This window comes from Siccirubricoccus soli (assembly GCF_024178315.1).
In the GTDB taxonomy this organism is placed as follows: domain Bacteria; phylum Pseudomonadota; class Alphaproteobacteria; order Acetobacterales; family Acetobacteraceae; genus Siccirubricoccus; species Siccirubricoccus soli.
This window is the reverse complement of sequence record NZ_JAMZIK010000134.1, coordinates 1-25,115: the sequence shown is the minus strand read 5'-3', so window position 1 is coordinate 25,115 and position 25,115 is coordinate 1. Positions and strand designations below refer to the sequence as shown.

General features: G+C 72.5%; 22 protein-coding genes and 1 pseudogene. 13 read left to right on the top strand and 10 right to left on the bottom strand.

Translation table 11 applies throughout. The features are described from left to right. Positions 1 to 60 precede the first annotated feature (60 nt). The 6 genes from rpoN (at position 61) to NJ376_RS20290 (ending at position 7,679) form a co-directional block, all read left to right on the top strand. Complete coding sequence (rpoN, locus tag NJ376_RS20315; RefSeq protein WP_252955117.1) at positions 61 to 1,554, top strand: RNA polymerase factor sigma-54; 1,494 nt, start codon at positions 61 to 63, stop codon at positions 1,552 to 1,554. A gap of 173 nt (positions 1,555 to 1,727) precedes the next feature. Further along, positions 1,728 to 2,354, top strand: coding sequence for a ribosome hibernation-promoting factor, HPF/YfiA family (gene hpf, locus NJ376_RS20310; RefSeq protein WP_252955116.1), 627 nt, complete (start codon positions 1,728 to 1,730; stop codon positions 2,352 to 2,354). A 384-nt stretch (positions 2,355 to 2,738) separates the two neighbouring features. After that, the gene (locus NJ376_RS20305; protein WP_252955115.1) at positions 2,739 to 4,490 is read left to right on the top strand and encodes an ABC transporter ATP-binding protein/permease; all 1,752 of its coding nucleotides are present in this window, start codon (positions 2,739 to 2,741) and stop codon (positions 4,488 to 4,490) included. A gap of 252 nt (positions 4,491 to 4,742) precedes the next feature. Continuing rightward, positions 4,743 to 5,684 (top strand): YihY/virulence factor BrkB family protein, encoded by a 942-nt coding sequence (locus NJ376_RS20300; protein WP_252955114.1) that lies wholly within the window; start codon positions 4,743 to 4,745, stop codon positions 5,682 to 5,684. A gap of 79 nt (positions 5,685 to 5,763) precedes the next feature. Beyond that, a complete protein-coding gene (locus tag NJ376_RS20295; RefSeq protein WP_252955113.1) occupies positions 5,764 to 6,951 on the top strand; it encodes a T6SS phospholipase effector Tle1-like catalytic domain-containing protein in 1,188 nt (395 codons plus the stop codon). After that, positions 6,948 to 7,679 (top strand): glycerophosphodiester phosphodiesterase family protein, encoded by a 732-nt coding sequence (locus NJ376_RS20290; protein WP_252955112.1) that lies wholly within the window; start codon positions 6,948 to 6,950, stop codon positions 7,677 to 7,679. Before NJ376_RS20295 ends, NJ376_RS20290 begins: the two co-directional genes overlap by 4 nt. 256 nt (positions 7,680 to 7,935) lie before the next feature. Here NJ376_RS20290 and pcaG read toward each other — a convergent pair whose 3' ends face one another. Next, the gene (gene pcaG, locus NJ376_RS20285; protein ID WP_252955111.1) at positions 7,936 to 8,544 is read right to left on the bottom strand and encodes a protocatechuate 3,4-dioxygenase subunit alpha; all 609 of its coding nucleotides are present in this window, start codon (positions 8,542 to 8,544) and stop codon (positions 7,936 to 7,938) included. Continuing rightward, a complete protein-coding gene (locus NJ376_RS20280) occupies positions 8,538 to 9,269 on the bottom strand; it encodes a dioxygenase family protein (RefSeq protein WP_252955110.1) in 732 nt (243 codons plus the stop codon). The genes pcaG and NJ376_RS20280 overlap by 7 nt, the downstream gene beginning before the upstream one ends. Before the next feature lie 210 nt (positions 9,270 to 9,479). On the opposite strand from NJ376_RS20280, the gene NJ376_RS20275 reads away from it, so the two are divergent. Next, the gene (locus tag NJ376_RS20275) at positions 9,480 to 10,247 is read left to right on the top strand and encodes an alpha/beta fold hydrolase (RefSeq protein WP_252955109.1); all 768 of its coding nucleotides are present in this window, start codon (positions 9,480 to 9,482) and stop codon (positions 10,245 to 10,247) included. A gap of 89 nt (positions 10,248 to 10,336) precedes the next feature. On the opposite strand, the gene NJ376_RS20270 is transcribed toward NJ376_RS20275, so the two are convergent. The 5 genes from NJ376_RS20270 to NJ376_RS20250 form a co-directional block, all read right to left on the bottom strand. After that, the gene (locus NJ376_RS20270) at positions 10,337 to 11,674 is read right to left on the bottom strand and encodes an FAD/NAD(P)-dependent oxidoreductase (protein WP_252955108.1); all 1,338 of its coding nucleotides are present in this window, start codon (positions 11,672 to 11,674) and stop codon (positions 10,337 to 10,339) included. After that, positions 11,671 to 11,967: a (2Fe-2S)-binding protein gene (locus NJ376_RS20265; RefSeq protein ID WP_252955107.1), complete on the bottom strand. Its 297-nt coding sequence runs from the start codon at positions 11,965 to 11,967 to the stop codon at positions 11,671 to 11,673. The genes NJ376_RS20270 and NJ376_RS20265 overlap by 4 nt, the downstream gene beginning before the upstream one ends. After that, positions 11,948 to 13,111: an NAD(P)/FAD-dependent oxidoreductase gene (locus tag NJ376_RS20260; RefSeq protein ID WP_252955106.1), complete on the bottom strand. Its 1,164-nt coding sequence runs from the start codon at positions 13,109 to 13,111 to the stop codon at positions 11,948 to 11,950. Before NJ376_RS20260 ends, NJ376_RS20265 begins: the two co-directional genes overlap by 20 nt. Positions 13,112 to 13,254: 143 nt before the next feature. Beyond that, on the bottom strand, positions 13,255 to 14,427 hold the full coding sequence (locus NJ376_RS20255; protein ID WP_252955105.1) for a M23 family metallopeptidase: 1,173 nt from the start codon (positions 14,425 to 14,427) through the stop codon (positions 13,255 to 13,257). 328 nt (positions 14,428 to 14,755) lie between these two features. After that, complete coding sequence (locus tag NJ376_RS20250; protein WP_252955104.1) at positions 14,756 to 15,721, bottom strand: Bug family tripartite tricarboxylate transporter substrate binding protein; 966 nt, start codon at positions 15,719 to 15,721, stop codon at positions 14,756 to 14,758. A 243-nt stretch (positions 15,722 to 15,964) separates the two neighbouring features. Here NJ376_RS20250 and NJ376_RS20245 point away from each other — a divergent pair, with 243 nt between their 5' ends. Continuing rightward, positions 15,965 to 17,296, top strand: coding sequence for an aspartate aminotransferase family protein (locus NJ376_RS20245; RefSeq protein WP_252955103.1), 1,332 nt, complete (start codon positions 15,965 to 15,967; stop codon positions 17,294 to 17,296). A 32-nt stretch (positions 17,297 to 17,328) separates the two neighbouring features. Continuing rightward, on the top strand, positions 17,329 to 18,099 hold the full coding sequence (locus NJ376_RS20240) for an SDR family NAD(P)-dependent oxidoreductase (RefSeq protein ID WP_252955102.1): 771 nt from the start codon (positions 17,329 to 17,331) through the stop codon (positions 18,097 to 18,099). 153 nt (positions 18,100 to 18,252) lie between these two features. Here NJ376_RS20240 and NJ376_RS20235 read toward each other — a convergent pair whose 3' ends face one another. Then, on the bottom strand, positions 18,253 to 18,990 hold the full coding sequence (locus NJ376_RS20235) for an SDR family oxidoreductase (RefSeq protein WP_252955101.1): 738 nt from the start codon (positions 18,988 to 18,990) through the stop codon (positions 18,253 to 18,255). A 64-nt stretch (positions 18,991 to 19,054) separates the two neighbouring features. Between NJ376_RS20235 and NJ376_RS20230 the strand changes: the two genes are divergently transcribed. The 3 genes from NJ376_RS20230 to NJ376_RS20220 all read left to right on the top strand — a co-directional run bounded on the left by NJ376_RS20230 (position 19,055) and on the right by NJ376_RS20220 (position 22,858). Continuing rightward, on the top strand, positions 19,055 to 20,062 hold the full coding sequence (locus tag NJ376_RS20230) for a Bug family tripartite tricarboxylate transporter substrate binding protein (RefSeq protein WP_252955100.1): 1,008 nt from the start codon (positions 19,055 to 19,057) through the stop codon (positions 20,060 to 20,062). A 276-nt stretch (positions 20,063 to 20,338) separates the two neighbouring features. Continuing rightward, positions 20,339 to 21,484, top strand: a complete 1,146-nt coding sequence (locus NJ376_RS20225) for an iron-containing alcohol dehydrogenase (protein ID WP_252955099.1) — start codon at positions 20,339 to 20,341, stop codon at positions 21,482 to 21,484. A gap of 258 nt (positions 21,485 to 21,742) precedes the next feature. Continuing rightward, a complete protein-coding gene (locus NJ376_RS20220) occupies positions 21,743 to 22,858 on the top strand; it encodes an LLM class flavin-dependent oxidoreductase (protein WP_252955098.1) in 1,116 nt (371 codons plus the stop codon). A 43-nt stretch (positions 22,859 to 22,901) separates the two neighbouring features. Here the strand turns inward: NJ376_RS20220 and NJ376_RS20215 are convergent, their stop codons facing one another. Then, on the bottom strand, positions 22,902 to 23,672 hold the full coding sequence (locus NJ376_RS20215; protein WP_252955097.1) for an FkbM family methyltransferase: 771 nt from the start codon (positions 23,670 to 23,672) through the stop codon (positions 22,902 to 22,904). Between the two features lie 64 nt (positions 23,673 to 23,736). Beyond that, on the bottom strand, positions 23,737 to 24,240 hold the full coding sequence (locus NJ376_RS20210; protein ID WP_252955096.1) for a GGDEF domain-containing protein: 504 nt from the start codon (positions 24,238 to 24,240) through the stop codon (positions 23,737 to 23,739). Positions 24,241 to 24,429: 189 nt separating this feature from the next. On the opposite strand from NJ376_RS20210, the pseudogene NJ376_RS20205 reads away from it, so the two are divergent. Then, positions 24,430 to 25,115 (top strand): annotated as a pseudogene (locus NJ376_RS20205) (hypothetical protein); the annotation flags it as partial.

Sequence of the window (25,115 nt, the reverse complement as noted above, 5' to 3'; positions counted from 1 at the left end):
GCCCTGCCGCCTTCAGGCGGGCCGCCCCTGCGCCTGCCTTCGGGCCCGGAGGGGCGCGGCATGAGCCTCGCACCGCGCCTCGACCTGCGGCAGTCGCAGTCGCTGGTGATGACGCCGCAGCTGCGGCAAGCCATCAAGCTGCTGCAGTCGAGCAACCTCGAGGTCACCGCCTTCGTCGAGGAGGAGCTGGAGCGCAACCCGCTGCTGGAGCGCGACGAGCGGCCCCTGCCCGGCCCCGATGCCGGCCATCGGGTGGACCCGCTGCCGGCCCAGCCGGAAGCGCCGGACAGCCACGCCGCCGCGACCTCCGACGCGCTGCCGGAGCCCTCTGCCGGCCCGCTCGATGCCGAGTGGGACAATGTCTATGACAGCGGCGGCTATGAAAGCCCCTATGGCCGCGGCGGCCGCGCCGATTTCGCCGACGACCTCTCCGGCGTCGAGGACCTGGCCGGCGGCGGCAGGACGCTGCGGGAGCATCTCGGCGAGCAGGTGCGGCTGACCTTCCGGGACCCGCGGGACCGGCTGATCGCGGCGCAGCTCGTCGCCCTGGTGGACCCGGCCGGGCGGCTGGCGGTGGCGGATGAGGCACTGGCCCAGGCCCTGGGCTGCGAGGTGGAGCGGGTCTCCGCCATCCGCGCCCGGATGCAGCGCTTCGACCCGACCGGCATGTTCTGCCGCGACCTCCGGGAATGCCTCGCCGTCCAGCTCGCCGAGCGGCACCGACTGGACCCCGCGATGCAGGCGCTGCTCGACCATCTGGACCTGCTGGCGCGGCGGGACCGGCTGGCCTTGATGCAGGTCTGCGGCGTGGATGCCGAGGATCTGGCGGAGATGATCGCCGAGCTGAAGCGGCTGGACCCGAAGCCGGGCGCGAGCTTCGACGCTGCCCCCGCCCCCGCCGTGGTGCCGGACGTGCTGATGCGCCGCGCCCCGGATTTCGCGGAAAGCGGCGCCTGGATCCTCGAGCTCAATCCGGAGACCCTGCCGCGCGTCCTGGTCAATCGCGGCTTCCATGCGCGCTGTCAGGTCGGCGCCCGGAACCGGGAGGACAAGGCCTTCCTCGCCGAGAAGCTGCAGAGCGCCAATTGGTTGCTGAAGAGCCTGGAGCAGCGCGCCACCACCATCATCAAGGTGGCGCAGGAAATCGTCCGTCGCCAGGATGGCTTCTTCCGGCACGGGGTCGAGCATCTGCGCCCGCTCATCCTCCGCGACGTGGCGGAGCAGGTCGAGATGCACGAGAGCACCGTCTCCCGCGTCACCGCCAACAAATACATCGCGACCCCGCGCGGGACCTTCGAGCTCAAATACTTCTTCACCACCGCCATCGCCGGGACCCTGGGCGGCGAGGCACACAGCGCCGAGGCGGTGCGTCACCGCATCCGCGCCATGATCGATGCCGAGGACCCGGAGGCGGTCCTCTCGGATGATGCGATCGTGGATCGGTTGCGACAGGAAGGCGTGGACATCGCCCGCCGAACCGTGGCCAAATACCGGGATGCGCTGCGCATCCCATCCTCCGTGCAGCGCAAACGGGAGAAGGCCGTCCCGGCCTGATCCCGCCCGGGCGCTGCCCGATTCCGTCCGCGGAGGCGGGCATGCCGCCAGGCGTGATCTCTGCGGCTCGTCCGCGCGCTGCTACCCTGGGTAGCAAGATCCTGGGGTGCAAGCCGGGCCGCCGCATTGCCGGGCCGGTCTTTCCCGACAACAGGGAAAGGAGCGAAGCCCATATGCACATCACCGTCGCAGGCAAGCAGGTCGAGACCGGCGAAGCGCTGCAGCAGCGTGTCCGTGAAGGGCTTGAGAGCATCGCCCGGAAATATTTCGACCACGCGCTGGAGGCCAACGTCACCTTCCGCCGCGACGCCAAGGGCAAGTTGGCCGCGTTCTTCGCATGCGACATCAACCTGAAGGCCGGCCGCAACCTGTTCATGCGCGGGGAGGGCGAAGGGACCGATGCCCATCGCGCCTTCGAGGTGGCGGCGAACCATGTCGCGAAGCGGCTGCGCCGCTATCGCCGCCGGGTGAACGAGCATGCGCGCAGCTTCGCCGAGGAGCGCGATGCGGCGGTGGCGGCCGTGCTGCGGCCGGATAGCGAGGGCGAGGAGGCGCCCGATGGCGTGCCCGATGGCGTGGAGGATGGCGCCCTGGCCGATGGCGCCAATGGCGCGCATCCGCCGATCGTCGCCGAGCGGCCGACCGAGCTCGCCCAGATGACGGTGGGCGAGGCGGCGATGCAGCTGGATCACACCGAGCAGGGGGTGATGATGTTCCGCAACAGCGCCTCCGGCGCGCTGAATGTGGTGTACCGGCGGCCGGATGGCTGCGTGGGCTGGATCGACGCCTCGGCCGCCTGAGGCCCGAGGCGGGCGCCGCGGCAAGGCCGCGCCCGCCTCGCACGCCACTCGCAGGGGCCGCGGGGCGAGCTGCCCCCGGCCCCTGCGGGCCCGGCCCGCTTCCCCCCGGGCGAGCGGGTCGGGCCCTGCCGCCCGGGACGCCGGCGCCGAAGGCCGCCATGGGCTTCGTGGGCAAGGCGCCGCGGCGGGCCATTCGGCGCCGCGCCTTGCGCCCCGCGTCCCGTTTCCATTCCAGCTCCGCCATGCTAGAGCAGATCGCGTTCAGATGGGATCATCTGAACGCGTGAAGATGCTCGCAGAACAACGGCCTGGAGCATGCTGCGTGAGCGCACGCGAACGCAGCATGCTCTAGCGGCCCCACCGCCGTTTCCTGGGGACCGCCGCATGCGCCGCCTCGGCACTTTCCTTTCCGATGCCTGGGCGCTCGCCGCCCCCTATTGGCGCAGCGAGGAGCGCGGGCGCGCCTGGCTGCTGCTCGGCGTCGTCATCGTCCTGAACCTTGCCCTGGTTGGGATGAACGTCCTGCTCAGCTATTGGAACCGGGAGTTCTTCAACAGCCTGCAGGACAAGGACGCCGCGGCCTTCTGGGCCCTGCTCCTCTGGTGGCGGCAGACCGAGAGCGGCCCGATGCCGGGCTTCATTCTCATCGCCGTGGTCTATATCCTGATCGCGGTCTATGCCCTCTATCTCCGCCAGGCGCTGCAGATCCGCTGGCGCGCCTGGATGACGCGGGAGCTGCTGGACCGCTGGCTGGCCGACCGCGCCTATTACCGCGTGGCGCTGACCGATCCGGGGACGGACAACCCTGACCAGCGGGTGGCGGAGGATCTGCGCCTCTTCGTCGATTCCACCCTCACCCTCGGCCTCGGGTTGATGCGCTCGGTGGTGACGCTGTTCAGTTTCATCCTCGTGCTCTGGGCGCTCTCGGGCCCGCTCGCCCTCCTTGGCATCGAGATCCCGGGCTACATGGTCTGGGTGGCGCTGCTCTATGCGGTGCTCGGCACGCTGCTGGCGCATGCCATCGGCAAGCCCTTGATTCGGCTTAACTTCCACCAGGAGCGGGTGGAGGCGGATTTCCGCTTCGCGCTGATGCGCTTCCGCGAGAATGTCGAGGGCATCGCCCTCTACCGCGGCGAGGCCGGGGAGAAGCGCGGCCTGTTCACACGCTTCCACGCGCTGATGGATAATTGGTGGTCCATCATGGTCGCCACCAAGCGGCTGACCTTCTTCACCGCCGGCTACACGCAGGTGGCGATCGTCTTTCCCTTCATCGTCGCCGCGCCGCGCTTCTTCAGCGGCGCCATCCCGCTAGGCGGCCTCACCCAGACCGCCGATGCCTTCGGCCAGGTGCAGGGGGCGCTCTCCTGGATCGTGGACAATTACGCCGCCCTCACCGAATGGCGGGCGACCGTGTTGCGCCTCACCGGCTTCCGCGCCGCCATCGCGACCGCCCGGGCCGCCCAGGGCGGGGTGGCGGCGGCGCCGGAGGCACGGCCGGACCTGGCGCTGGAGGGGGTGACCCTGGCGCTGCCGGATGGCCGGGTGCTGCTGGAGGGTGCGGCGGCGACCATCGGCCCGGGCGAGGCCGTGCTGGTCACCGGCCCTTCCGGCTCGGGCAAATCCACCCTGTTCCGGGCGATCGCCGGCATCTGGCCCTTCGGCGCCGGCCGGGTGCGGGTGCCGGCAGGGGCCAGGGTGATGTTCCTGCCGCAGCGCCCCTATCTGCCGCTCGGCACGCTGCGCCACGCCCTCTGCTACCCGCGGGACGCGGCGGAGGTGCCGGAGGCGGAGGTGCTGGCGGCGCTGGCGGAGGCCGGGCTCGGCCACCTCGCCCCGCGGCTGGACGAGGAAGGTGCCTGGGACCGCCAGCTTTCGGGCGGCGAGCAGCAGCGGGTGGCCCTGGCCCGCGCCCTGCTGGTGAAGCCGGACTGGCTCTTCCTCGACGAGGCGACGGCCAGCCTGGACCCCGAGGCGGAGGCCCGCTTCTACACCCTGCTGAAGGAGAGGCTGCCCGGCGCCACCCTGGTCTCCATCGCCCATCGCCCGGCCGTCGCGCAGTATCACGGCCGCGCCCTCCGCTTCCGCGAGGGCCGGCTGGTCAAGGCCGACCCTGCCCCGCAGCCAGGAGAGGGTTGAAGGGCGTCGGCTCCGGCATGTGCGGCGCCATCCCCCCGCGCCCGGCGGGTTGGCCGGCCGAAGGCCGCGACCTTCCCTTTCCCCGCGCCCCGGAGTGAGGGGTGGGCTGGTCGCGCGCCCCTGGCGCGCTGCGCGAACTGCCGGGACCGCCCCAGCCCTGCCCTCGCCCCCGCCTTGCGGCGAGGGCGGCGCCCCGGCAACCGCAGCGCGCCAGCCTCGTTCTGCCCGCGGCTGCACCGGGCGGTGAGGGCGATGCTGCGACGGATCTGGACGCTCCTGCGCCGGAGCGTCGAAGGCTATATCGAGGACGATGCGCTGAGCCGTGGCGCGGCGATCGCCTATTACACCGTCTTCTCCATCGCCCCGCTCCTCGTCATCGCCACTGCCATCGCCGGCCTGGTCTTCGGCGAGGCGGCGGTGCATGGCGTCATCTCCGAGCAGCTCCAGGGCCTGCTCGGCAAGGCCGGGGCGGATGCGGTGGAGGCGATGATCGCCGGCGCCGGCAACAAGACCTCCGGTACCATCGCCACCGTCGTCGGCATCGTCACCCTGCTGCTGACCGCCAGCGGGGTGTTCGGGGAGGTGCAATCCTCGCTGAATGCCATCTGGCGCGCGCCCCCGCCGCCGGGCGATGCGGTGACGCGGGTGCTGCGGGCGAAGCTCGCCGCGCTGCTCGCCGTCATCGCCACCGGCTTCCTGCTGCTTGCCTCGTTGGTTGCCAGCGCCGTGCTCTCCGCCTTCGGCAGCTGGGCCGGCGGGGTGGTGCCGGAGGTGCTGCTGCTGCTGGGCCTGGCGAATTTCGGGCTGTCCTTCCTGCTGGTCGCCGCCCTCTTCGCCGCCATCTACAAGATCCTGCCGAACCGGCCGGTGGCCTGGGGCGACGTGGTGGTGGGCGCGCTGGTCACCGCCTTCCTCTTCACCCTCGGGAAGTCGGTGATCGGCTGGTACATCGGCAGCAGCAGCGTCGCTTCCACCTACGGTGCCGCGGGGGCGCTGATGGGCGTGCTGCTCTGGGTCTACTACTCGGCGCAGATCTTCCTGCTGGGGGCCGAGTTCACCCGCGCCTGGGCCGGGCTGCATGAGGTGGAGGAGACGGCGGAGGCCCCGGCACCGCAACCGGAGGGGCGAACGCACTGGCTGGTGCCCGCCGCCGCCGGCGCGCTGGTCATGGCGCTGCTGCGCGGCCGGCGCTGAGCGCGGCGCGCAGCCCATTGCCGCTGCGCGCCGCCGCCTGGCATCCTTCTACTTCCAGAAGGGTGTAAGGGGGGCGGGCATGGCCTATCGCAAGCGGCTGGTCATCTGCTGCGACGGCACCTGGAACGACGCCGACAGCGCGGAGGATTTCACCAACGTCACCCGCATCGCCCGCGCCATCCTGCCGAACGACACGCGCGGGCCGAGCCTCGTGCCGCAGATCGTCTACTACCACGCCGGCGTCGGCACCACGGGCGGCGTGGTGGACCAGATGATCGGCGGCGCCATCGGCCTCGGCCTCTCGCGCAACGTGCGGGACGCCTATGCCTTCTTGGCGCATAATTACTGCGAGGGGGACGAGATCTTCCTCTTCGGCTTCTCCCGCGGCGCCTACACGGTGCGCAGCGTCGCCGGGCTGATCGGCTGGGCCGGGCTGCTGCACAAGCGGGACATGGATGATTTCGCCACGCTGTGGGAAGGCTACCGGCGGAAGTCGGAGCCGGGCATCCCTGACGCGCGGGCCCGCTTCCCGGACCGGCATGCGCCGGTGCCGGTGCAATGCCTCGGCGTCTTCGACACGGTGGGCTCACTCGGCATTCCCGGCAACCTCGACGCCGCCTTCGCCCATTTCTACCAGTTCCACGATACGGAACTCGGTCCGCATGTGGCGCACGCCTTCCAGGCCCTGGCGCTGGACGAGCGGCGGGTGGATTTCGCCCCCGCCATCTGGTTCCAGGCGCCGGATGCACCGGCCAGCCAGGAGCTGCGGCAGATGTGGTTCGCCGGGGCGCATTCCGATGTCGGCGGCGGCTACAACGACCACGGGCTGTCGGACATCGCACTCGCCTGGATGGCCGGGCAGGTCGACCCCCTGCTGGCGATCGACGAGGACTACCTCGCGCTGCGCCAGGACCGCCGCACCTGCTGGGGCATGGGCGCGGTGCATGACAGTGCTTCCGGCCTCATCTGGCAGGCACGCGGCACCCAGCCGCGCCGGCCCTTCGCCGCGCCGGGACGCACCGGGGAGAGGCTGCACCAGAGCGTGGCGTTGCGGCTGGCGCCGGAGGATGGCTGCCCCGACCCGCTGCCCTTGCCGCCAGCGCTGCGGGGGCTGGAGCTGACGCCGCGCTACGCCCCGCTGAACGATATGGAGGTGCGGCTGCGCTGGCCGCCCAGCCTGGTGCGGTCCCCTGCCCCGCCGGCGCCGCCGCCGGCCACCCGGCTCGGGGCCTTCGGGCGCATCCTGAAGGACATGCTGCCCGGATGAGCACGACGCGCACCGCCATCGCCAGCCATCGCGGCGGCGCCATCCTGTGGCCGGAGAACAGTCCCACCGCCTTCCGCGCCACCGCCGCGCTGGCGGTGGAGCAGGTGGAGTTCGACCTGCACCTCTCGGCCGACGACGTGCCGGTGGTGATCCACGACCCGCTGCTGGACCGCACGACGGAGGCGAAGGGGCCGGTGCGGGCGCGGAGCCTGGCCGAGCTGCGCCGGGTGCGGCTGAAGGGCGCGGCGGGCGAGACGGTGCCAAGTCTTGCCGAGGTGGCGGAGCTTTTTCGCCCGACGCCCATCTCGCTGCGCATCGAGCTGAAGGCGGATGGGGCGGGCCAGCCCTATCCCGGGCTGCTGGGGCGGGCGATGCAGGTGCTGGACGCGGCGGGGATGGCGGGGCGTTGCGTCTTCACCTCCTTCCAGGCGCCGCTGGTGGCGGAGGCAGCGGCGCATGCGCCCACCATCTGGCTGCTGGCGCCGGCGATGCAGCAGGCGGCGGGGCTGGCGGGCGCCATCGCCGCGGCCAGGGCGCTGGGCATCGGCGGCATCGGACTGCGGGTGGAAAGCTGCGACGCGGAGTCCGTCGCGGCCATCCGCGGCGCCGGGCTGTCCGCCGGCGCCTGGGCGGTGAATGCGGCGGAGGAGATCGCGCGCATCTTTGCCCTGGGCGTGGATGTCTTCACCACCGATGACCCGGTGACGGCGCTGCGGCTGCGTGGCTGAACCAGGGCAGGTTGAGGAGGGCTCCGCCCTCCTCAAGCTCCAACCGCAAAGGGCCGAAGAGCCCCTTTGGTCCCTTGAGTCCGCAGCTTGAGCCGTCGTGCCTGAATTCATGGTTTCCAAAGGCCCTTCGGCCTTTGGTGGGGAGAGCTCGAGAGGGGCAGAGCCCCTCTCGGTCGCGTCGAGCGGCCCCCGGGACCCAGACGGCCTCGCCCCCCGCGCCCGCGTGACAGGGTGGCCCCGGGCCAGCCTCCTCCGCCTATTCGACGAAGAAGGGCGTCTCCGCCCCGCCACGCAGTTGCAGATCGAAGCGGAAGGCGCGGCAGCCCGCCGCCTCGCCATCCGGCTGCGCCACCAGCAGGGCGCGGCGCGCCTCCGGCACTGCGGCCAGCACCGGGTCCGCCGCATTGGGACCGGGGAAGTCCGGGAAGAAGACGGTGGTGAACAGCGTCCGCATCAGCCCGCTCGCCATCACCGCCAGCTCGACATGCGGGGCGCGTGCGCCGGTGGCATCGGTGAAGCCGCCGGGCAGCAGGGTGTGGAACTCATAGGCGCCCCCGGCATCCGTCCGGGCGCGGCCCCAGCCGAGGAAATCCGGGTCCGCCAGCGCCGTCTCCGGGTCCTTCGGGTGGCGGAAGCGGCCCGAGGCATCGGCCTGCCAGGCTTCCAGGATGGCGTTGACGCAAGGCACGCCCCCCTCCCGCCGCACCACGCCGCGCAGCAGGATGCGCTCGCCGCGCCGGCTCGGCGCCGCCTCGGCCGAGACCCGGGTCAAATCGTTGTCGCCCTCCCGGAAGAAGGTCTGCGGGAAGAAGGGCCCGATGGTCTGGGAGGCGGTGGGCAGCAGCTTTGCGTTGGGCTTCAGCATGGCGGCGTCGCCGCCCGGCCGCGCAGCACGATGTCATGGCGGAAGCCGAGCCAGCCGGCGCCGACCTCGGCCGGCGGCAGGGCGGTGGCGAGCAGCCGGGCGCGGGCGGCCTCGTCCGGCACGGCCATGAAGATGTGGTCGAAGGGGTTCAGCGGATCGCCGGGGAAGAACATCTGCGTCACCAGCCGGCTGAGGCTGGACGGGCCGATGACCGAGAAATGCACATGCGGCGGCCGCCACCACACATCCTTGGTAGGCACCGGATAGGCGCCGGGCTTCACCGTGAAGAAGCCGAAGCCGCCCTCCTCATCCGTCCGCACCCGGCCATTGCCGATGAAATTCGGGTCGAGCGGCGCATCCCGCATGGCGTCGTTGGGGTGGAAGTAGCGGCCGGCGGCATTGGCCTGCCACAGCTCCACGATGGCGCCGCGCACCGGCCGGCCATCCTCGTCCAGGATGCGGCCGGCGATGTGGATGAGTTGGCCGATGGCCGGCCTGCCCGGCTCCGCCATGGCCAGGTTCATCTCGCCGCAGGGCAGCTTGCGGTCGAGGTCGAGCGGGCCGGTGAGCTGGCCGCGGCCCACCGGGCGGCGGATCGGCGCCTCGGCCGGGCTGTGGGTGAAGGTGCCGGGATAGCCAGGGGTCGGCACCACGGGCTGTGCGCCTGGCGGCCAGGGATCGAAGCGGTCGGGCAGGCTGTCCATCGGCGTCTTCTCCACCTGCACCACGATTCTCCGCCGCCGGCCGGTCCCGTTGCGCCGGGCGAGGCCCGACGCATCGGCGTGGCACGCGGCCTTCCTTGGCCCCGCCGTCTCGTGGCGCCCCGGCACGGGCCGGGGACGCGGGATCGGGGCATGGCGGATGCTACCGCCCCGCCTCGCTGCATTGCCAGGGCCGGGCGCGGCGCGCAGGCTCGGGCGCGGGAGGAGACCGCCATGGCCGAACGCCGCATCCTCGCCCGGGGCGAGGCGCGCATCGAGGTGCTGGAGGAGGGCAAGGGGCCGCCGATGCTGCTGCTGCCCTCGCTGGGCCGCGGGGCGGAGGATTTCGACACGGTGGCGAAGCTGGTCGCTGCCGCCGGCTTCCGGGTGATCCGGCCGGAGCCGCGCGGCATCGGCGCCTCCACCGGGCCGATGGAGGGGCTCACGCTCTACGATCTGGCGGCGGATGCGGCGGCGGCGCTGCCGGGGCCCGCCATCGTCGCCGGCCACGCCTTCGGCAATTGGGTGGCGCGGGCGCTGGCGGCCTCGCGACCGGAGCTGGTGCGGGGCGTGGTGCTGCTGGCGGCCTCGATTGGGGTGCAGGCGGCCCCCGACATCCGCGCCTCCATCGATGGCAGCTTCGACCCGGCCCTGCCCGAGGCGGAGCGGCTGCGCCATCTGCAGCGGGGCTATTTCGCGCCGGGGCATGACGCGCAGGTCTGGCTGCGCGGCTGGTACCCGCCCGTGGCGCGGATGCAGCGCGCGGCGACGGCCGCGACGGATGAGGGCTGGAAGCGCGTGGCCGACCGGGTGCGGACGCTCTACGTCGCGGCGGCCGAGGACACCATCGCCCCGGTGCCGGACGCGGCGGAGCTGCGCCGCCTGATCGGCGACCAGGCGGAGCTGGTGGTGGTGCCGGAGGCCGGCCACGCCCTGCTGCCGGAACAGCCGGAGGCAACGGCAGCGGCGCTGATCGCCTTTGCTCGGGCCTTCAGCCCTTAGGCCCCGGCAGGGGGCGCTGCCCCCCTGCACCCCCGCCGGTTGTTGCCGGCACTGCCGGCAACAACCGGCCCCCGGACCCCCGGTGCGAGTCAGAGGCGCGCGAGCGTGCCGACGGTGATCGGCTTGTAGGGAGCGCGCGGACGGTAAAGTCCGACCGCTGCCTCCGTCGTGCCGCGCGCCTCGGCGATCAGCGCGGCGACGGTCGGGCCGCAGAGCCGGCCCTGGCAGGGCCCCATGCCGCAGCGGAGATAGGCCTTCATCTGATTCGGCCCGGTGGCGCCGAGCCGCGCCGCCGCCCGCACCTGGCCGGCCGTCACCTCCTCGCAGCGGCAGGCGATGGTGGCGTCCGGGATGCTGGCAGGGGCCGGGGCGTAGAGCGCATCGAGGAAGGGACGCAGCGCCAGGGCCCGGCGCCGCAGCGCCAGCCAGGGACGGGCGCGGCGGTCGCGCTCCTCGGCGGAAAGCCGCCCGAGCCGCTGCGCCGCATCCAGCGCCGCCAGATGCCCCGCCGCCACCGCCGCCTCCCAGCCGCCGATGCCGGCGCCGTCGCCGGCCACCGCGACATTCGGGTGGGAGGAAGCGCCGTACGCATCCGTCACCGGGCGCCAGCAACGCTGCGCCGCGTCCCAGGACATCTCCAGCCCCAGCGCCATCGGGATGTGGGTCGCCGGGATCACCCCCTCATGCAGCAGCAGCGTGTCGCAGGCGGCGCTGCCACCCTCCCACACCACCCGCTCCACCCGGTTGCGCCCCTCGGCGCGCAGCCCGGTGACGCCACGGCGACGCGGAATGGCGCGGGTCTCCGCCAGCAGGCCGAGCCCCTTCCACAGCAGGTGCCGCCCGGCCCAGAGCCCACCCGCCGCCAGCGCCGCCAGCGCCGCCCTGCGCCGCCCGCGCGGCGTCGTCTCGAGGATCAGCGCCGGCGGCGCCCCGGCGCGGCGGTACTGCGCCGCCAGCAGAGGCAGCAGCGGCCCCTGCCCCGCCAGCACGGTGCGGCCGGCCGGCACCACGCCGGCGGTCTTCAGCAGGATCTGCGCCGCCCCGGCGGTCATCACGCCCGGCAGGGTCCAACCGAGGATCGGCACCGGCCGCTCCTGCGCGCCGGTCGCCAGCAGCACGCGGCGCGCGCTGAGGTCCGGGGCGCCGTCGAGCGAGAGATATCCCTCCTCCGGGTCCAGGTGCCACAGCGTGGTCGCCGGATGCCAGGCGATGGGCGCGGCGCGGAAGGCACGGGCCAGGGCCAGGCCCTCGGCGTAATCCGCGCCGAGCGCGGGGTCGCCCCCTGCCCGCTCCACCCCGCGGAAGACCTGCCCACCGGGCGCCGGGTTCTCATCGATGACGGCAACGGAAAGTCCGAGATCGGCGGCCTCGATGGCCGCCGCCATGCCGGCCGGGCCGGCGCCGATGATGGCGAGGTCGATGGTCATGCCTCGAAGGCCACCCGCGCCCCGCGCTGCCGGGCGATGCGCATGCCCGGCGCCGCCGGCACCAGGCAGGCCTGGCGGTTGGCGACGCCGTCGATCTCCGCCAGGCAGTCGAAGCAGGCGCCCATCATGCAATAGGGCAGGCGCGGCGCGCCGCTGATCGGCGTCTCGCGGATGGCGGCCGCGCCGGCCAGCAGCACCGCCGCGGCCGCGCTGGCACCCTCCGGCACCCGCACCGGCGCGCCATCGACGAAGACCTCGACCGTCGCAGGAACCTCAGGACGCAGCGCGAACATCGAACCTCCCGGCGGTGAAGGGATCCAGCGCCGGGTCCAGCGCGCCGGCCGCGATCATCGGCGCCAGCAGATGCGCATGCGCCCCGGCCAGGGTGACGCCGCTATGGCAATTGGCGGTGAAGGCGCCGGGGTAGCGGGCGGACTGGTCGTAGATCGGCAGCCCGTCCGGCGCCATGACGCGCAGCGCCGACCAGGCGCGGACGAGGTTGAGCCTGCCGATCCAGGGGAAGGAGAGCACGGCGCGCCGGGCAATCTCTCGCATCACTTCGGGCTTCTGGCGAAGGTCGAAGCCGACCTCCTCCATGCTGTCGCCCATCATCAGGCTGCCTTCCTGGGTCTGGCGGATGGTGGTGACGGGCATCGGCAGCAGCTCCGCCGCGCGCTCCGTCACCAGCACCTGGCCGCGCTGCGGCCGCACCGGAGCCGAGAGGCCGAACAGCGGCGCCAGCGCCGCATTGCCGAGCCCCGCCGCCAGCACGATGCGCGGCGCGACGAAGCGCCGCCCGCCCGCCAGCACGGCGAAATCATGCGGCGCCGCCTCGCCCTCCGTCACCTTCGCCTCCGGCACATAGGCGCCGCCGGCCGCGACGAAGGCGCGGTGCAGCGCATGCAGCAGGCGGAGCGGGTTGGCGTGCCCGTCATAGGGTGTCCAGGAGGCGCCGGTGACGGCGGGACCGAGGCCGGGCAGCATCTCCCGCAGCTCCGCCGCCCCGATCATGCGGTAATCGAAGCCGGCATTGCCGGCCTCCGCCTGCATCCGCGCCATGCGGGAGGCACGCTCCTCGAACTCCGCCTCGCCCAGGCAGAGATGCACGCCGCCGGGCTGGGCGAGGCCGATCTCCGCCCCGGTGCGCTCCGCCAGCTCGGCGGCGAGTCCAGGCCAGGCGCCGGCCGAGGCGCGGGTCCAGCGCTGGTACCAGGGCGCGCCGAGCCCCTTGGACTGCACCCAGACCAGGCCGAAATTGCCCCTGGAGGCGCGGAAGGCCACATCGCCCTCATCCAGCAGCACGGCCGCCAGCCCCTGGCGCTGCAGCCCCCAGGCGATGGCCGCGCCCACCAGCCCGCCGCCCACCACGATGGCGTCGAAGGATTCGTCCCGCATCGCCGCATGGAAGGGCGGCGCGCCGGGCTGGTCAACCGCCACGCCTCATACCGGCCGCGCGACATGCCGACCGACGTCGGTCCACGGGCGCGCGGCCGGCATGCCCTTGATGTTGGCGCGCAGCCCCCACGCCAACCCTGGGCGAGATACCCGGCTCGGAAAGCCAGGACTTTCCGAGCCGGGGATCAGCGGCCCGCCGCCTCCCCCCACTCCACGATGGCAAGGTCGAGCGGCAGGGTGCGCGACAGGCGGCCGGGCGAGCCGGCAGGCGTGAGCGGCAGGGGCTCTCCGGTCTCCTCCGCATGGTCGAAGGCCGCGGTCCCGCCGCTGACCGTCGCCGACACCGTGAAGCTGTCGAAGACATAGGGCACGCCGTTCGCCGCCAGCGGCGAGGGGCCGTCCATGACATGCAGGTGCAGATGCGGCGCCGAGCTGTTGCCGCTGTTCCCCACCTCGCCCAGCACCTGGCCGCGCCGCACCGTCTCCCCCACCCGCACCCGCAGGCTGCCGGGGCGGAAATGCGCGTAGAGCACACGCGCGCCGCCGCCGATGTCGAGGATCACGCAATTGCCGTCCGCCTCCTCGATCGGCAGGCCCTGCGGGAGGGCGCCCGGCACCTGGTCCGGCAGATCGTCCCGCGCCGCCACCACCCTGCCGTCGGCAACCGCCAGCGCCGGCTCGCCATAGATGCGGTAGCTGCGGGGATCCTGCTTCTCGCCGCGGTAGATGCGCCGCTCCTCGTCCAACCGCTCCCAGTCGATGGCGAAGCGCTGCGCCAGGCGGAGGCGCCCATCCAGCGGCAGCAGCGCCCGCACATGGCGGATGGAATCGCAGCAGCCATCCCCCGCGACATAGCCGCCACCCCGGAGCGGCGGGCCGAGCACGGGAACGGCGCGCGCATCCACGGGCGTCCCGGCGATCCGCATCGTCCGGCCACCCCCGAGCTGCGCGAACTCGGCCTCTACGACATGCAGGAGGCCGGCAGGCACCGGCCGGCCGGGCGACAGCGTTACATGCAGCCAGGCAATGCCGAACTGATAGGCGCCGAGCGTCGCCGACTCGCTGCCGCGATGCCCGCCGGTGGAGAGGCGGCCGGCGAGCGCCGCCCCCTCGAGCGCGAGCAGGCTGGCGCCGCCCGCTTCCTCCAGCACCGCCAGCCGGCGCAGGGTGGCGGCGCCGCCGGTGACGTTGGCGAGGCGCAGCTCATAAACCAGATGGGTGTTGCCGTCCGAACCCGGGACCGGCCGCGGCGGCGACAGCACCTCCGCCACCAGCGGCGTCAGCGCCTGCCCCCAGGCAGGCACGGCCGCCCCGCCGAAAAGCCAGGCAAGGGCCAGGAAGGCGAGACGGAGGCGCATGGAAGGCTCCCTGATCATGGCCGCCCCGCCTTGCGGCGGCGCAGGCGACCGGCCCACGGGGCGGGAGCGGCGTCCCGGCGGAAGCGGTAACGAGAGCTTAGACGGCCGGGCGACAACCCGGGATCACGGTGTCGCGGGCCGGGAGGCTGGACAGGCGCGGCACCGCCCGGGGAGTCGGCCTGCCCTCCGGCATGGCACGGTGCGTGGCGAATCAGGCGAGGCCCCGACCCGACGGCGTGCACCCTCCCCGGATCGCTGGCTCACCACCATCCTCAACCCGGCCGGGACAGCCAAGGCCTCCGTCCCGAGGAAAAGGCGACCCGGCCCGCTATTGCGGCTCGATCCCCAGGGTCTTCACCACGCGGCCCCAATTCTCCACCTCGGCGGCGAGGTAGGCGCGGAGCTGCGCCGGGTCGTCCCGCCGCACGGACAGCCCCTGGGTGGCAAGCTTCGCCTGCAAATCCCGGTCCGCCAGCACCGCGGCGATCTCCGTGTTCAGCCGCTGCACCACCTCGGGCGGCATGCCCATCGGCCCGGCCAGCATGAACCAGACGGAGAGGTTGAAGCCCGGCAGCGTCTCGGCCACGCTCGGGATATCGGGCGCGAGCGGCGAGCGCTCCGCGGTGGAGACGGCGAGCGCCCGGACCTTGCCCTCCCGCGCCCAAACCAGCGCATCGCCAAGGTCCGAGAAGGTGTAGCTCAGGCGGCCCTGGGCGGTGTCGTTCAGCGCCTCCGGCTGGCCGCGATAGGAAACCTCCGTCACCTCCAGCCCCGCCATATGCGCCATCAGCCCGCCGACGATCTGCCGGCTCGGCGCGCCATAGCCGAAATTGAGCCGCCCCGGCCGCGCCTTCGCATAGGCGATCAGCTCCGCCAGGCTCCGCACCGGCAGGCGCGGGTCGCAGATCAGCAGGTAGGGCGCCTCGGCGATCATCGCGACCGGCAGCAGGTCGCGCACCGGGTCGTAGCTGAGGCCCTTGATCATGTGCGGCGCGCTGGCGCCGGTGGAGACGCCGACCATCACCAGGGTGTAGCCATCCGGCGGCGCGGCCAGCGCGGCGCGGATGCCGATCTGCCCCTGGCCGCCGCCGCGATTGTCCACCACCACCGGCTGGCCCAACCGCTCCGCCAGCATGGCGGTGTAGAGCCGGGTGAGGATGTCCGTCTGGGTGCCGGGCGGGAAGGTGACGATGATGCGGATCGGCCGGTCCGGCCAGGCGGCAAGGGCGGTGCCGGGCAGGGCCAGGGCGGCGGGCAGGCCGGCCAGCAGGGCGCGGCGCGACGCATGCGGCATGACGTTTCGTCCCGATTGTATTTGCGCCGAGGCTATGGGGTAGCGCCACCGCTGGCAACGGCCTGCCTTCCCGTCGGGGCGAGCCTCGGGCGGCGCGCCCGCTGGGCAGTTCTGCCGGCCGCCGCCGCGGCGTGGCGCCGCCTCCCGCCCCTCGTCGCGGCCCTTCCCGCCTGCGGCGAAGCAGGCGGTTGACGCCGCCGGCTGCGAGCGCAAGCTTCATCCATCGCCGGGAGACCAGATCGCATGAGCCCGCTCGACCAGCCGCCGCCGCTCCGCAACAGCGACCTCGACGCCGCCCTGGCCGAGGCGCATGAGGCCTATACCCGCGCCCGGCCGAAGAGCGCCGCCATCCATGCCAAGGCGCGGGAGGTGATGCCGGGCGGCAATACCCGCACCGTGCTGTTCTACACTCCCTTCCCCACCGCCATGGTGCGCGGCGAGGGCTGCCGCCTCTGGGATGCCGATGGCCGCGAATATCTCGACCTGCTCGGCGAATACACCGCCGGCCTGTTCGGCCATTCGGAGAGGCGCATCCTGGATGCGGTGAAGGGGGCACTGGACCGCGGGGTGAATCTCGCCGCGGTGGGCGAGAAGGAGGCGCAGCTCGCCTCGCTGATCGTCGGCCGCTTCCCCTCCGTCGAGATGGTGCGCTTCACCAACAGCGGCACCGAGGCCAACCTGATGGCGCTGGCCGCTTCGCGCGGCTTCACCGGACGGGTGAAGACGATGGTGATGCGCGGCGGCTACCATGGCGGCGTGCTGACCTTCGCCAGCGAGAAGAACCCGGTGAACGTGCCGATCCCCCTCGCCTTCACCGACTACAACGACCCGGCGGCGGCGGCGCGCGACATCCTGGCGGAGGGCGACCAGCTCGCGGCCGTGCTGGTGGAGCCGATGCTGGGCTCCGGCGGCTGCATCCCGGCGACGCGGGAATTCCTCCAGGCGCTGCGCGACGCCACGCGGCAGACTGGCGCCGTGCTGATCTTCGACGAGGTGATGACCAGCCGGCACTCGGCCGGCGGGCTGCAGACGCGCCAGGGCGTCATCCCCGACATGACCACATTGGGAAAATACATGGCGGGCGGGATGAGCTTCGGCGCCTTTGGCGGCCGGCGCGACATCATGGCGGTGTTCGACGGCCACCGGCCCGGCACGCTGCCGCATGCCGGCACCTTCAACAACAATGTCTGGTCCATGGCCGCCGGCTGCGTGGCGATGGGCGAGATCTTCGACGCCGCGGCGGCCGAGGCGCTCTGGGTCCGGGGCGAGGCGCTGCGGCTGGCGCTGAACGGCGTGGCGCGGCGGGCCGGCGTCGCCATGCAGTTCACCGGCCTCGGCTCCATGGTGAACGTCCACTTCCGCGGTGGCGCCATCACCGGCCCGTACAAGGCGAGCCCGGCCGAGGACAAGCTGCGGGAACTGTTCTTCTTCGACATGCTGGCCCAGGGGATCTACCTGGCGCGGCGCGGCATGGCGGCGCTCTCCCTGCCGGTGACCGATGCCGATTGCGCCCGTTACGTGGCCGCGGTGGAGGAGTTCGTGGCGGCGCGGAAACCCCTGCTCGGCGCCGCATGACGTATGCCAGGGTGTGGTGCTAGGGTATTCCCATGTCCGATCGCCCCCGCCCGAACCAACGCGGCCCCCGCCGCACCCTGCTGCTGACCGGTGCCTCCCGCGGCATCGGCCACGCGACGGTGAAGCGCTTCTCCGCTGCCGGATGGCGCGTCATCACGGTCTCCCGCCAGCCCTTCCCGGAGCAATGCCCCTGGGAGATGGGGCCGGAGGATCACCTGCAGCTCGACCTCGGCGACCCGGCCGAGACGGCGGCGGCGATCCCCGAGATCAAGGCGCGGCTGGAGCCGGAGGGGGGCAGGCTGGATGCGCTGGTCAACAATGCCGGCATCTCCCCGAAGGGGCCGGGCGGCGCCCGCATGGGCACCATCGACACGCCGCTCGAGGATTGGCAGCGCGTCTTCCAGGTGAATTTCTTCGCCCCCATCCTGCTGGCGCGCGGGCTAGTGGCGGAGTTGCAGCGGGCCCGGGGCGCGGTGGTGAACGTCACCTCCATCGCCGGCGGCCGGGTGCATCCCTTCGCCGGCGCCGCCTATGCCACCTCCAAGGCCGCGCTCGCAGGGCTGACGCGGGAGATGGCGGCGGATTTCGCGCCGCTCGGCATCCGGGTGAATGCGATCTCGCCGGGGGAGATCGACACCTCCATCCTTTCCCCGGGGACGGAGAAGATCGTCGAGGAGCAGATCCCGATGCGGCGCCTGGGTACGCCGGCCGAGGTGGCGCAGGCGATCTACTTCCTCTGCACCGAGGCCAGCAGCTACGTGAATGGCGCCGAGCTGCACATCAATGGCGGGCAGCACGTCTAGACATTCCCCATGAAGGCGCTGGCGCGCCTTCATGGGGGCCTCGGATTCGCCTGACGAGAGGCGCTTCGCACAGCCTGACGCGGCGAAGCCGCGTCAGGGCGACGGGAAGTCCGGGCGGTAAAAGCGCGACTGGGGCGGCGCCGTTCGTGTGGCTCAGCGGCCGCCGCCGACCGGGACCAACGCGCCATTGACGTAGCTGGCGGCGTCGGAGAGCAGCCAGAGCACCGTCTCCGCCACCTCCTCCGCGGTGCCGCCACGGCCCATCGGCACGCCGGCGGAGAGTCGCGCCACCCGGTCCGGCATCCCGGCCGCGGCATGCAGCTCGGTGTCGATCAGCCCGGGGTTCACCGCATTCACCCGGATGCCCTGCGCCCCCACCTCGCGCGCCAGGCCAATGGTCAGCGTATCCACCGCGCCCTTGCTGGCGGCGTAGTGGATCCACTCCCCGGCGCCGCCGATCTCCGAGGCACGGGAGGAGACGTTGACGATGCCGCCGTCCGGCGGCAGCAGCGCCAAAGCCTCGCGGCAGCAGGCCGCCAAGCCGATGACGTTGACCCGCAGCACCTGCTCCCAGATCGCATCCGTGCTGTCGCGCAGCAGCGCTTTCGGGCCGGTGATGCCGGCATTGTTGACCAGCCCGTCCAGCCGGCCGAAGCGCTGACGCAGCGCGGCGAAACTCGCCGCCACCGCCTCCGGCGCGCCGACATCGGCCTGCAGCGCCAGCACCTCCGCCCCGGCCGCCTGGGCCGCCGCGGCGGTTTCCGCCGCCCGCGCCGCATTGCCGGCATAGGTGAAGGCCACGTCCCAGCCCCGCGCCGCCGCCAGCTTCACCACCGCGGCGCCGATGCCGCGCCCGCCGCCCGTCACCAGCAGCACCTTCCGTCCGGCCATATCGCCCCTCCCGCTTTCATGTCTTCCCGGGCAGCATAGGCGAAGAGATGTCCGGGAGGGAGCGATGACGAAGATTCGGCTGGGCCGCAGGGCGTTGCTGGCGAGCAGCCTGGCGCCGGCAGCGGCCTGGGCCCAGGGGAACACGGCAGGGGGGAATGCGGCCGGCACCTGGCCCGGCGCACGGCCCATCCGCCTCGTCATCGGCTTCCCGCCCGGCGGCTCGGCGGATTTCCTGGCGCGCACCCTGGCGGAGCCGCTGCAGAAGAGCCTCGGCCAGACCATCGTCGTCGACAACCGCCCGGGCGCCGGCGCCAACATCGCGACCGAGCACGTCGCCCGCAGCGAGGCGGATGGCTACACCATCCTGCTCGGCGGCAATTTCAGCCATGCGGTGAACCCCGCCATGTTCCGCCGCCTGAGCTTCGACCCGATCGCGGATTTCACCCCCATCGGCCAGGTCTCCGACCTGCCGACCATCATCGCGGTCAGCTCGGCCAGCGGCATCAAGACGCTGGCCGAGCTGCTGGACCGCATCAAGCAGAAGCCCGGCCACTGGAATTACGGCACGCCCGGCATCGGCACGCCGAGCCATCTGGCCGGCGCCATGCTCTCCCGCGTGACGGGGTTCGAGCTGACCCATGTGCCCTTTCGCGGCGGTGCGCCCTCGCTCACCGCGGTGCTGGCCGGCGATATCGAGATCATCATCGGCACGCCGCCCGTGGTGCTGCCGCATTCCCGCACCGGGCGGCTGAATGCGCTGGCGCTGACCACCGCTGCCCCCTCCCCCGTCATCCCGGATGTGCCGGGCGCGGCCTCCCAGGGCCTGCCGGCGCTCGACATCTCCGGCTGGTACGGGCTGTTCGCCCCGGCCCGGCTGCCGGCGCCGATCCGCGACCGGCTGCACGCCGCGCTGGGCGAGGCGCTGGCGAATCCCACGGTGAAGGAGCGCTTCGGCCAGGAGGGGCTGCAGGCCATCTCCAGCACCAGCCCCGCCGCCTTCGGCGAATTCGTGGTGAAGGAGATGCCGTTCTGGGCCCAGGTGGTGCGCGACGCCGGCGCGACGGTGGAGTAAGGCGCTCGCTGCCACAGTTGCGGAAGCCGCTCTCGGGCGCCTTCGACAGCGTCGAAGATGGCCATTTGCGATGGGCGATGGTCTGGTTCTCGTGTCAAGGGTGCCGCTCAGCGGCACCGCGCTCCGCGCGGCTGCGTCCTTGACACGGGAAGCAGTCCATGGCCGGGGCTTGAGGTGCGCTCGACGGGGTCGAGCGCAGGCGGTGCGTGCCTCGTGCAACTGCAGAACCGGACAGGGATGGCGGTGCCGCCGCGGCAATCGAGGAAGGGGGAAGGGATGAGCACGGATCTGCATAGCTGGCCGGCGCAGCAGCGCGTGCGCCACGCGCCGGTGGCGGCGGCGCTGCCGGCGGAGCTCACCGATTGCACCAAGGTGCTGCTCGCCACCACCCGCTCCCTGGCGCGGAGCAACATCGCCGCCGCCGCCCGCGCCGCCATCGGCGCCAAGCTGGTGGCGGAGACCGCCGCGATGCGCACCCATTCCCCGGTGGAGGATGTGCTCGCCCTCGCCGCGCTGATCCGCGAGAGCGGCGCGGAGCGGGTCGTCGCGCTCGGCGGCGGCAGCGTCATCGACGGCGCCAAGGTGGCCTGCTTCGCGGTGTGGGAGAACATCAGCGATGCCGCCACGCTGATTGCCCGCGCCGGCAACCGCGGCGCCGTCGCCGCGGAATGGAGCAAGGCGGAGCCGAGTCCGCGTCTGGTCGCCGTGCCCACCACCCTCTCGGCGGCGGAATTCGCCCCGCATGCCGGCTTCACCGACCTGGCGGCCGGGCGGAAATACCGCTCCACCCAGGCGATGCAGGTGCCACGCGCCGTGGTGCTGGACCCGGCGGCGACGCTGGAGACGCCGGGCGAGCTGCTGCTCTCCTCCGGCATCCGCGCCCTGGACCATGCGGCGGAGCGGCTCTGCGCGCTGCAGCGCGCGGCCTTCTCCGATGCCGTCTCCCGCCAGGCGCTGGCGATGCTGGCCACGGCGCTGCCGGCGATCCACCGGGCGCCGGCGGACATGGCCGCGCGCAGCCAGGCGCAGCAGGCGATGTGGCTTTCGGTCATGGGCGGCTGGGCCGGCGTCGCGGTCGGGGCCAGCCATGGCATCGGCTACATCCTCGGCGCGGCGAAGGGGGTGGGGCATGGCATCACCTCCTGCCTCGGCCTGCCGGCGGTGATGCAGTGGAACGAGAGCGTCAACGCGACGCAGCAGGCGGAGGTCGCGGCCTTCTTCGGCGGCGGCCCTTGCCATGCCGCGCTGCGCCGCTTCATCCGTGGCCTCGGCCTGCCGACCACGCTGGCGGAACAGGGCATCGGCCTGGAGGAGGTGGATGCGCTGGCCGCGAAATGGGATGGCGGCCCGCCCATCTCGACCAATCCGCGCCCGGTGCGCGGGCCGGAGGATGTGGCGGCCATATTGCGCCTGATGGTATGACACCGGCTGGGCGATCAGGGCCGGCGGCTTCAACCGACGGAGTGCTTCAAGGCTTCGGAAGGCCCTTCGGCCTGAGGGTTGGCCATGCGCCATGCCGAGCATTTCCGATGGAAAACCTCCGGCGGGGGTTGGACGCGCTGCGTCCAACCCGGAGGGGTCACGCCCTCCCGCCATGCCATTCCCGCTTGCACCCGCCCGCAACCGGCGCGAGCATCCTTCGCGTAGCCGGGCCAACCCGGCACTGAAGGAGACGGCCAAATGGAATTCGGCTATTTCTCCATGCCCTCCCACCCGCCGGAGCGCGGGCTGAAGGCCGGGCATGACTGGGATCTGCAGACTCTGCGCTGGCTGGATGAGCTCGGCTTCACCGAGGCGTGGATCGGCGAGCACCACACCGCGCCCTGGGAACCGCACCCCTCGCCCGACCTGCTGATCGCCCAGGCGCTCTTGCAGACCAAGCGGCTGCGCATCGGCCCCGGCGGCTTCCTGCTGCCCTACCATCACCCGGCGGAGCTGGCGAACCGCGTCGCCATGCTGGACCATCTCTCGGAAGGGCGGCTGATGTTCGGCGTCGCCGCCTCCGGCCTGCCTTCCGATTGGAAGATGTTCAACGTGGACGGCATGTCCGGCGACAACCGCCTGATGACGCGGGAGGCGCTCGACATCATCCTGCGCCTGTGGTCGGAGGAGCCCTCCTTCCACTACGAGGGCAAGTACTGGAAGGTGGACAAGCCGGAGACGATGTTCGGCTTCCTCAAGCCGCATATCCGCCCGGTGCAGTTGCCGCACCCGCCGATCGGCGTGGCCGGCCTCTCCAAGAACTCCGATACGCTGAAGCTGGCGGGCGAGCGGGGCTTCCTCCCCCTCAGCCTGAACCTCAACCCGGCCTATGTCGGCTCCCATTGGGATGCGGTGGAGGCGGGCGCGAAGAAGACCGGCCGCACCCCCTGGCGCGGCGATTGGCGCCTGGTGCGGGAGGTCTTCGTGGCGGAGACCGATGAGGAGGCCTGGAAGCTTTCGGTCGGCGGCATGATGGGCCGCATGATGGGCGAGTACTTCCTGCCGCTGCTGAGCAATTTCGGCTTCCTCGAATACCTCAAGCACAGCCCGGAAGTGGCCGACAGCGACGTCACGCCGGAATACTGCGCGAAGCACAATTGGCTGGTCGGCTCGCCCAGCACGGTCGCGGAGAAGCTGGCCAAGGTCTACGAGGATTGCGGCGGCTTCGGCCAGATCCTGGTCTTCGGCTTCGACTATCTGGAGAAGCCGGAAGCCTGGCGGACCTCGCTCGGCCTGCTGCAGGAGGAGGTGCTGCCGAAGGTGAAGCACCTGGTGCCGCCGCGGCCGGCGGGCCATCTCGCGGCCGCGCAGTGACGGCGGCGGGAGGGGGGCCGCGCCCCTCCTCCCCGCGGCGGACTCAGGCCCGCGCGGCGCCCGCCACCCGGGCGAGGATCTCCGGCACCGCACGATCGAGCAGCGCGTGGTCCTCCGGCCGCGCGGTCGCGATGAAGTACCAGGGCAGGCCGGGCGACTCCCATTCCGCCCGGGTGAAGGGACGGCCGAACAGGTCGCGCAGCCGGTAGCCCAGCCCGTCGAAGAAGCCGAAATAGGTCTCGGCGTCGTAGCCATAGGCGCGGGCGGCGCCCGCCCGGGCATTCTCGAAGACGATCACCGGCCGGTGCGCCGCCAGGGCTTGGCCGGCGCCCTGCATGGCGCGGAACTCGCCGCCCTCGAGATCCAGCTTCATGAAGCGGAAGGGCCGCCCCACCCCGCCGAGGAGCTGGTCCAGGCGGATGGTCTCCACCTCGATCAGCTCGCGGTCCGGCTCGCTGGGATAGTCGCGCGGCTGCAGGCCGCTATAGCCATCGGCGTTGCGGATCCAGTGGAAGGCCGCCCTGCCCGCCTCCGCCGCCAGGGCCTGCTGGCGGATCTCGAGCTGCGGCAGGCCGCGCTTCCCGCCTTCGATGCGCAGCGTCTCGGCGAGCCAGGGAATCGGCTCGAAGGCGATCACCTGCCCGGCCGGGCCGACCGATTCGGCCATGGGAAAGCTGTGCAGCCCGCGATTCGCGCCGCCATCGACCGCCAGGTCACCCGGCTGCAGGACGGCACCATACAGCCCGGCGATGATGTCCTCGAAGACGTTATGGCGTTCCTGGAGGGCGAAGAGCCGGGGAATGTCGTCGTTCATGCGGGTCAGGCCGTGTGGTGTCCGACCCTCGCGCCCTGTCCCAGGATTGTCAAAAGGCCAGGCATCACGGGGCCGTGGCCACCTGGTCGCCGCCGCGATGCCGGGCCGTCCACATCGCGTCCCGCGCCTGGAAGACCAGCGCATCGCCCGGCTGGGCGCGGCCGAGCGCCATGCCGATGCTGCAGCTCACCGGAATGGCGCCGGCCGGGGTGGGGACCGGCGCATTGGCGATGGCGGCGCGCAGCCTTTCCGCCGCCGCCGCCGCCTGGGCGGGGAAGATCTCCGCCAAGCAGATCGCGAAGCCGGCGCCCATACGGCCGACCAGGTCATGGTTGCGGATGGTTTCCTGCAGCCGGTCGGCGATGCCGAGCATGACCGCATCCACCGTGCCCTGCCCGTGACGGGATTGCAGCACGTCGAGCCCGTCCACCTCGAGGCAGAGCAGCCCGACCAGCGGCCCGCCCGGCTCCGTCATGCCAAGCACGGCATCGAGGAATCGCAGCAGCGCCGGCTCTGTGGCCGCACCGGTCAGCGGGTCCCTCTGGTCACCACGGGCAATGTTGATCATCGCGAAATCCTGGCAGCGCAGGCCCATTCAGCCAGGACGCCATTGCCGCAGCGTTAACCACCGGCGAGGCAGGGCCGCAATCGGCGGCGGCGGGCGCTCCGCCGCATTCGTGAGACGAATATATTTCCTGTTCCCCGCTCCGTTTTCTTTGCACTTTCGGGACCATCATGCGATAGGGGGCGTATGGATATGGTCCAGTTCCTCGCGGACAAAATCAAAAATGATCCCACGCTGCCCCGGCGTGGCCTGATCGAGCGCGCAGGCAGGTTCCTTGGCCTGGCCGGCTGGGTGGAAGACCCGGCCCGACCGGGCCTGCCCATCGAGCTGGAGGTCCTGGCCGAGGACCAGGTGATCCTCGGCTGGCGGGCGGAGCCCATACCGAGGGCGGCAAGTGGCCCGGACGGGCGGATTCGCTTCCATATTCCCCGCGCCGCGCTGCAGACAGAGGCGGCGGCGGCGCTGCGCGGCATGGCCCTGCCGTTGCGGTTGCGCTTCGCGGGGGGCGAAACCCTGGCCTCCATCATGCCGCTGCCGCCGCTGTCCGACATGCTCGATGCCGCGACGGCTGCCGCGACACCGCCCCCGCCGCCCGCCCCGCCTGCCGCGGCGGCGTCGATGGCGGCCACGCCCGTGACGACGGCCCTGCCGGTCACCCCGACTTCGCTTGCCCCACCCCTGGCCACCCCGATGGGGCTGCCGCCCGCGGCCATGGACGTCGCATCCGCGCCATTGGCCCCGACCGCCCCTCCCTCTGTTCTGCCCCCCGCCATCGCCATCCCGGCCCCGGCCGAGAACCCGGCACCGTCCAGGCCGGCGGCAGCCGCCAGCCCCCAGCCCGCCGCTGCGCCGCCGCGCCTCGGCCCCGGCCCGGCCGG

Excerpts from the sequence above, each read along its gene's own strand:
- NJ376_RS20295 (WP_252955113.1), top strand. The coding sequence starts at position 5,764 with ATGGCCTATCGCAAGCGGCTGGTCATCTGCTGCGACGGCACCTGGAAC.
- NJ376_RS20300 (WP_252955114.1), top strand. The coding sequence starts at position 4,743 with ATGCTGCGACGGATCTGGACGCTCCTGCGCCGGAGCGTCGAAGGCTAT.
- rpoN (WP_252955117.1), top strand. The coding sequence starts at position 61 with ATGAGCCTCGCACCGCGCCTCGACCTGCGGCAGTCGCAGTCGCTGGTG.
- NJ376_RS20215 (WP_252955097.1), bottom strand. The coding sequence starts at position 23,672 with ATGAACGACGACATTCCCCGGCTCTTCGCCCTCCAGGAACGCCATAAC.
- NJ376_RS20270 (WP_252955108.1), bottom strand. The coding sequence starts at position 11,674 with ATGACCATCGACCTCGCCATCATCGGCGCCGGCCCGGCCGGCATGGCG.
- pcaG (WP_252955111.1), bottom strand. The coding sequence starts at position 8,544 with ATGCTGAAGCCCAACGCAAAGCTGCTGCCCACCGCCTCCCAGACCATC.
- NJ376_RS20305 (WP_252955115.1), top strand. The coding sequence starts at position 2,739 with ATGCGCCGCCTCGGCACTTTCCTTTCCGATGCCTGGGCGCTCGCCGCC.
- NJ376_RS20265 (WP_252955107.1), bottom strand. The coding sequence starts at position 11,967 with ATGTTCGCGCTGCGTCCTGAGGTTCCTGCGACGGTCGAGGTCTTCGTC.
- NJ376_RS20255 (WP_252955105.1), bottom strand. The coding sequence starts at position 14,427 with ATGCGCCTCCGTCTCGCCTTCCTGGCCCTTGCCTGGCTTTTCGGCGGG.
- NJ376_RS20220 (WP_252955098.1), top strand. The coding sequence starts at position 21,743 with ATGGAATTCGGCTATTTCTCCATGCCCTCCCACCCGCCGGAGCGCGGG.
- hpf (WP_252955116.1), top strand. The coding sequence starts at position 1,728 with ATGCACATCACCGTCGCAGGCAAGCAGGTCGAGACCGGCGAAGCGCTG.
- NJ376_RS20235 (WP_252955101.1), bottom strand. The coding sequence starts at position 18,990 with ATGGCCGGACGGAAGGTGCTGCTGGTGACGGGCGGCGGGCGCGGCATC.
- NJ376_RS20290 (WP_252955112.1), top strand. The coding sequence starts at position 6,948 with ATGAGCACGACGCGCACCGCCATCGCCAGCCATCGCGGCGGCGCCATC.
- NJ376_RS20230 (WP_252955100.1), top strand. The coding sequence starts at position 19,055 with ATGACGAAGATTCGGCTGGGCCGCAGGGCGTTGCTGGCGAGCAGCCTG.
- NJ376_RS20275 (WP_252955109.1), top strand. The coding sequence starts at position 9,480 with ATGGCCGAACGCCGCATCCTCGCCCGGGGCGAGGCGCGCATCGAGGTG.
- NJ376_RS20240 (WP_252955102.1), top strand. The coding sequence starts at position 17,329 with ATGTCCGATCGCCCCCGCCCGAACCAACGCGGCCCCCGCCGCACCCTG.
- NJ376_RS20210 (WP_252955096.1), bottom strand. The coding sequence starts at position 24,240 with ATGATCAACATTGCCCGTGGTGACCAGAGGGACCCGCTGACCGGTGCG.
- NJ376_RS20250 (WP_252955104.1), bottom strand. The coding sequence starts at position 15,721 with ATGCCGCATGCGTCGCGCCGCGCCCTGCTGGCCGGCCTGCCCGCCGCC.
- NJ376_RS20245 (WP_252955103.1), top strand. The coding sequence starts at position 15,965 with ATGAGCCCGCTCGACCAGCCGCCGCCGCTCCGCAACAGCGACCTCGAC.
- NJ376_RS20225 (WP_252955099.1), top strand. The coding sequence starts at position 20,339 with ATGAGCACGGATCTGCATAGCTGGCCGGCGCAGCAGCGCGTGCGCCAC.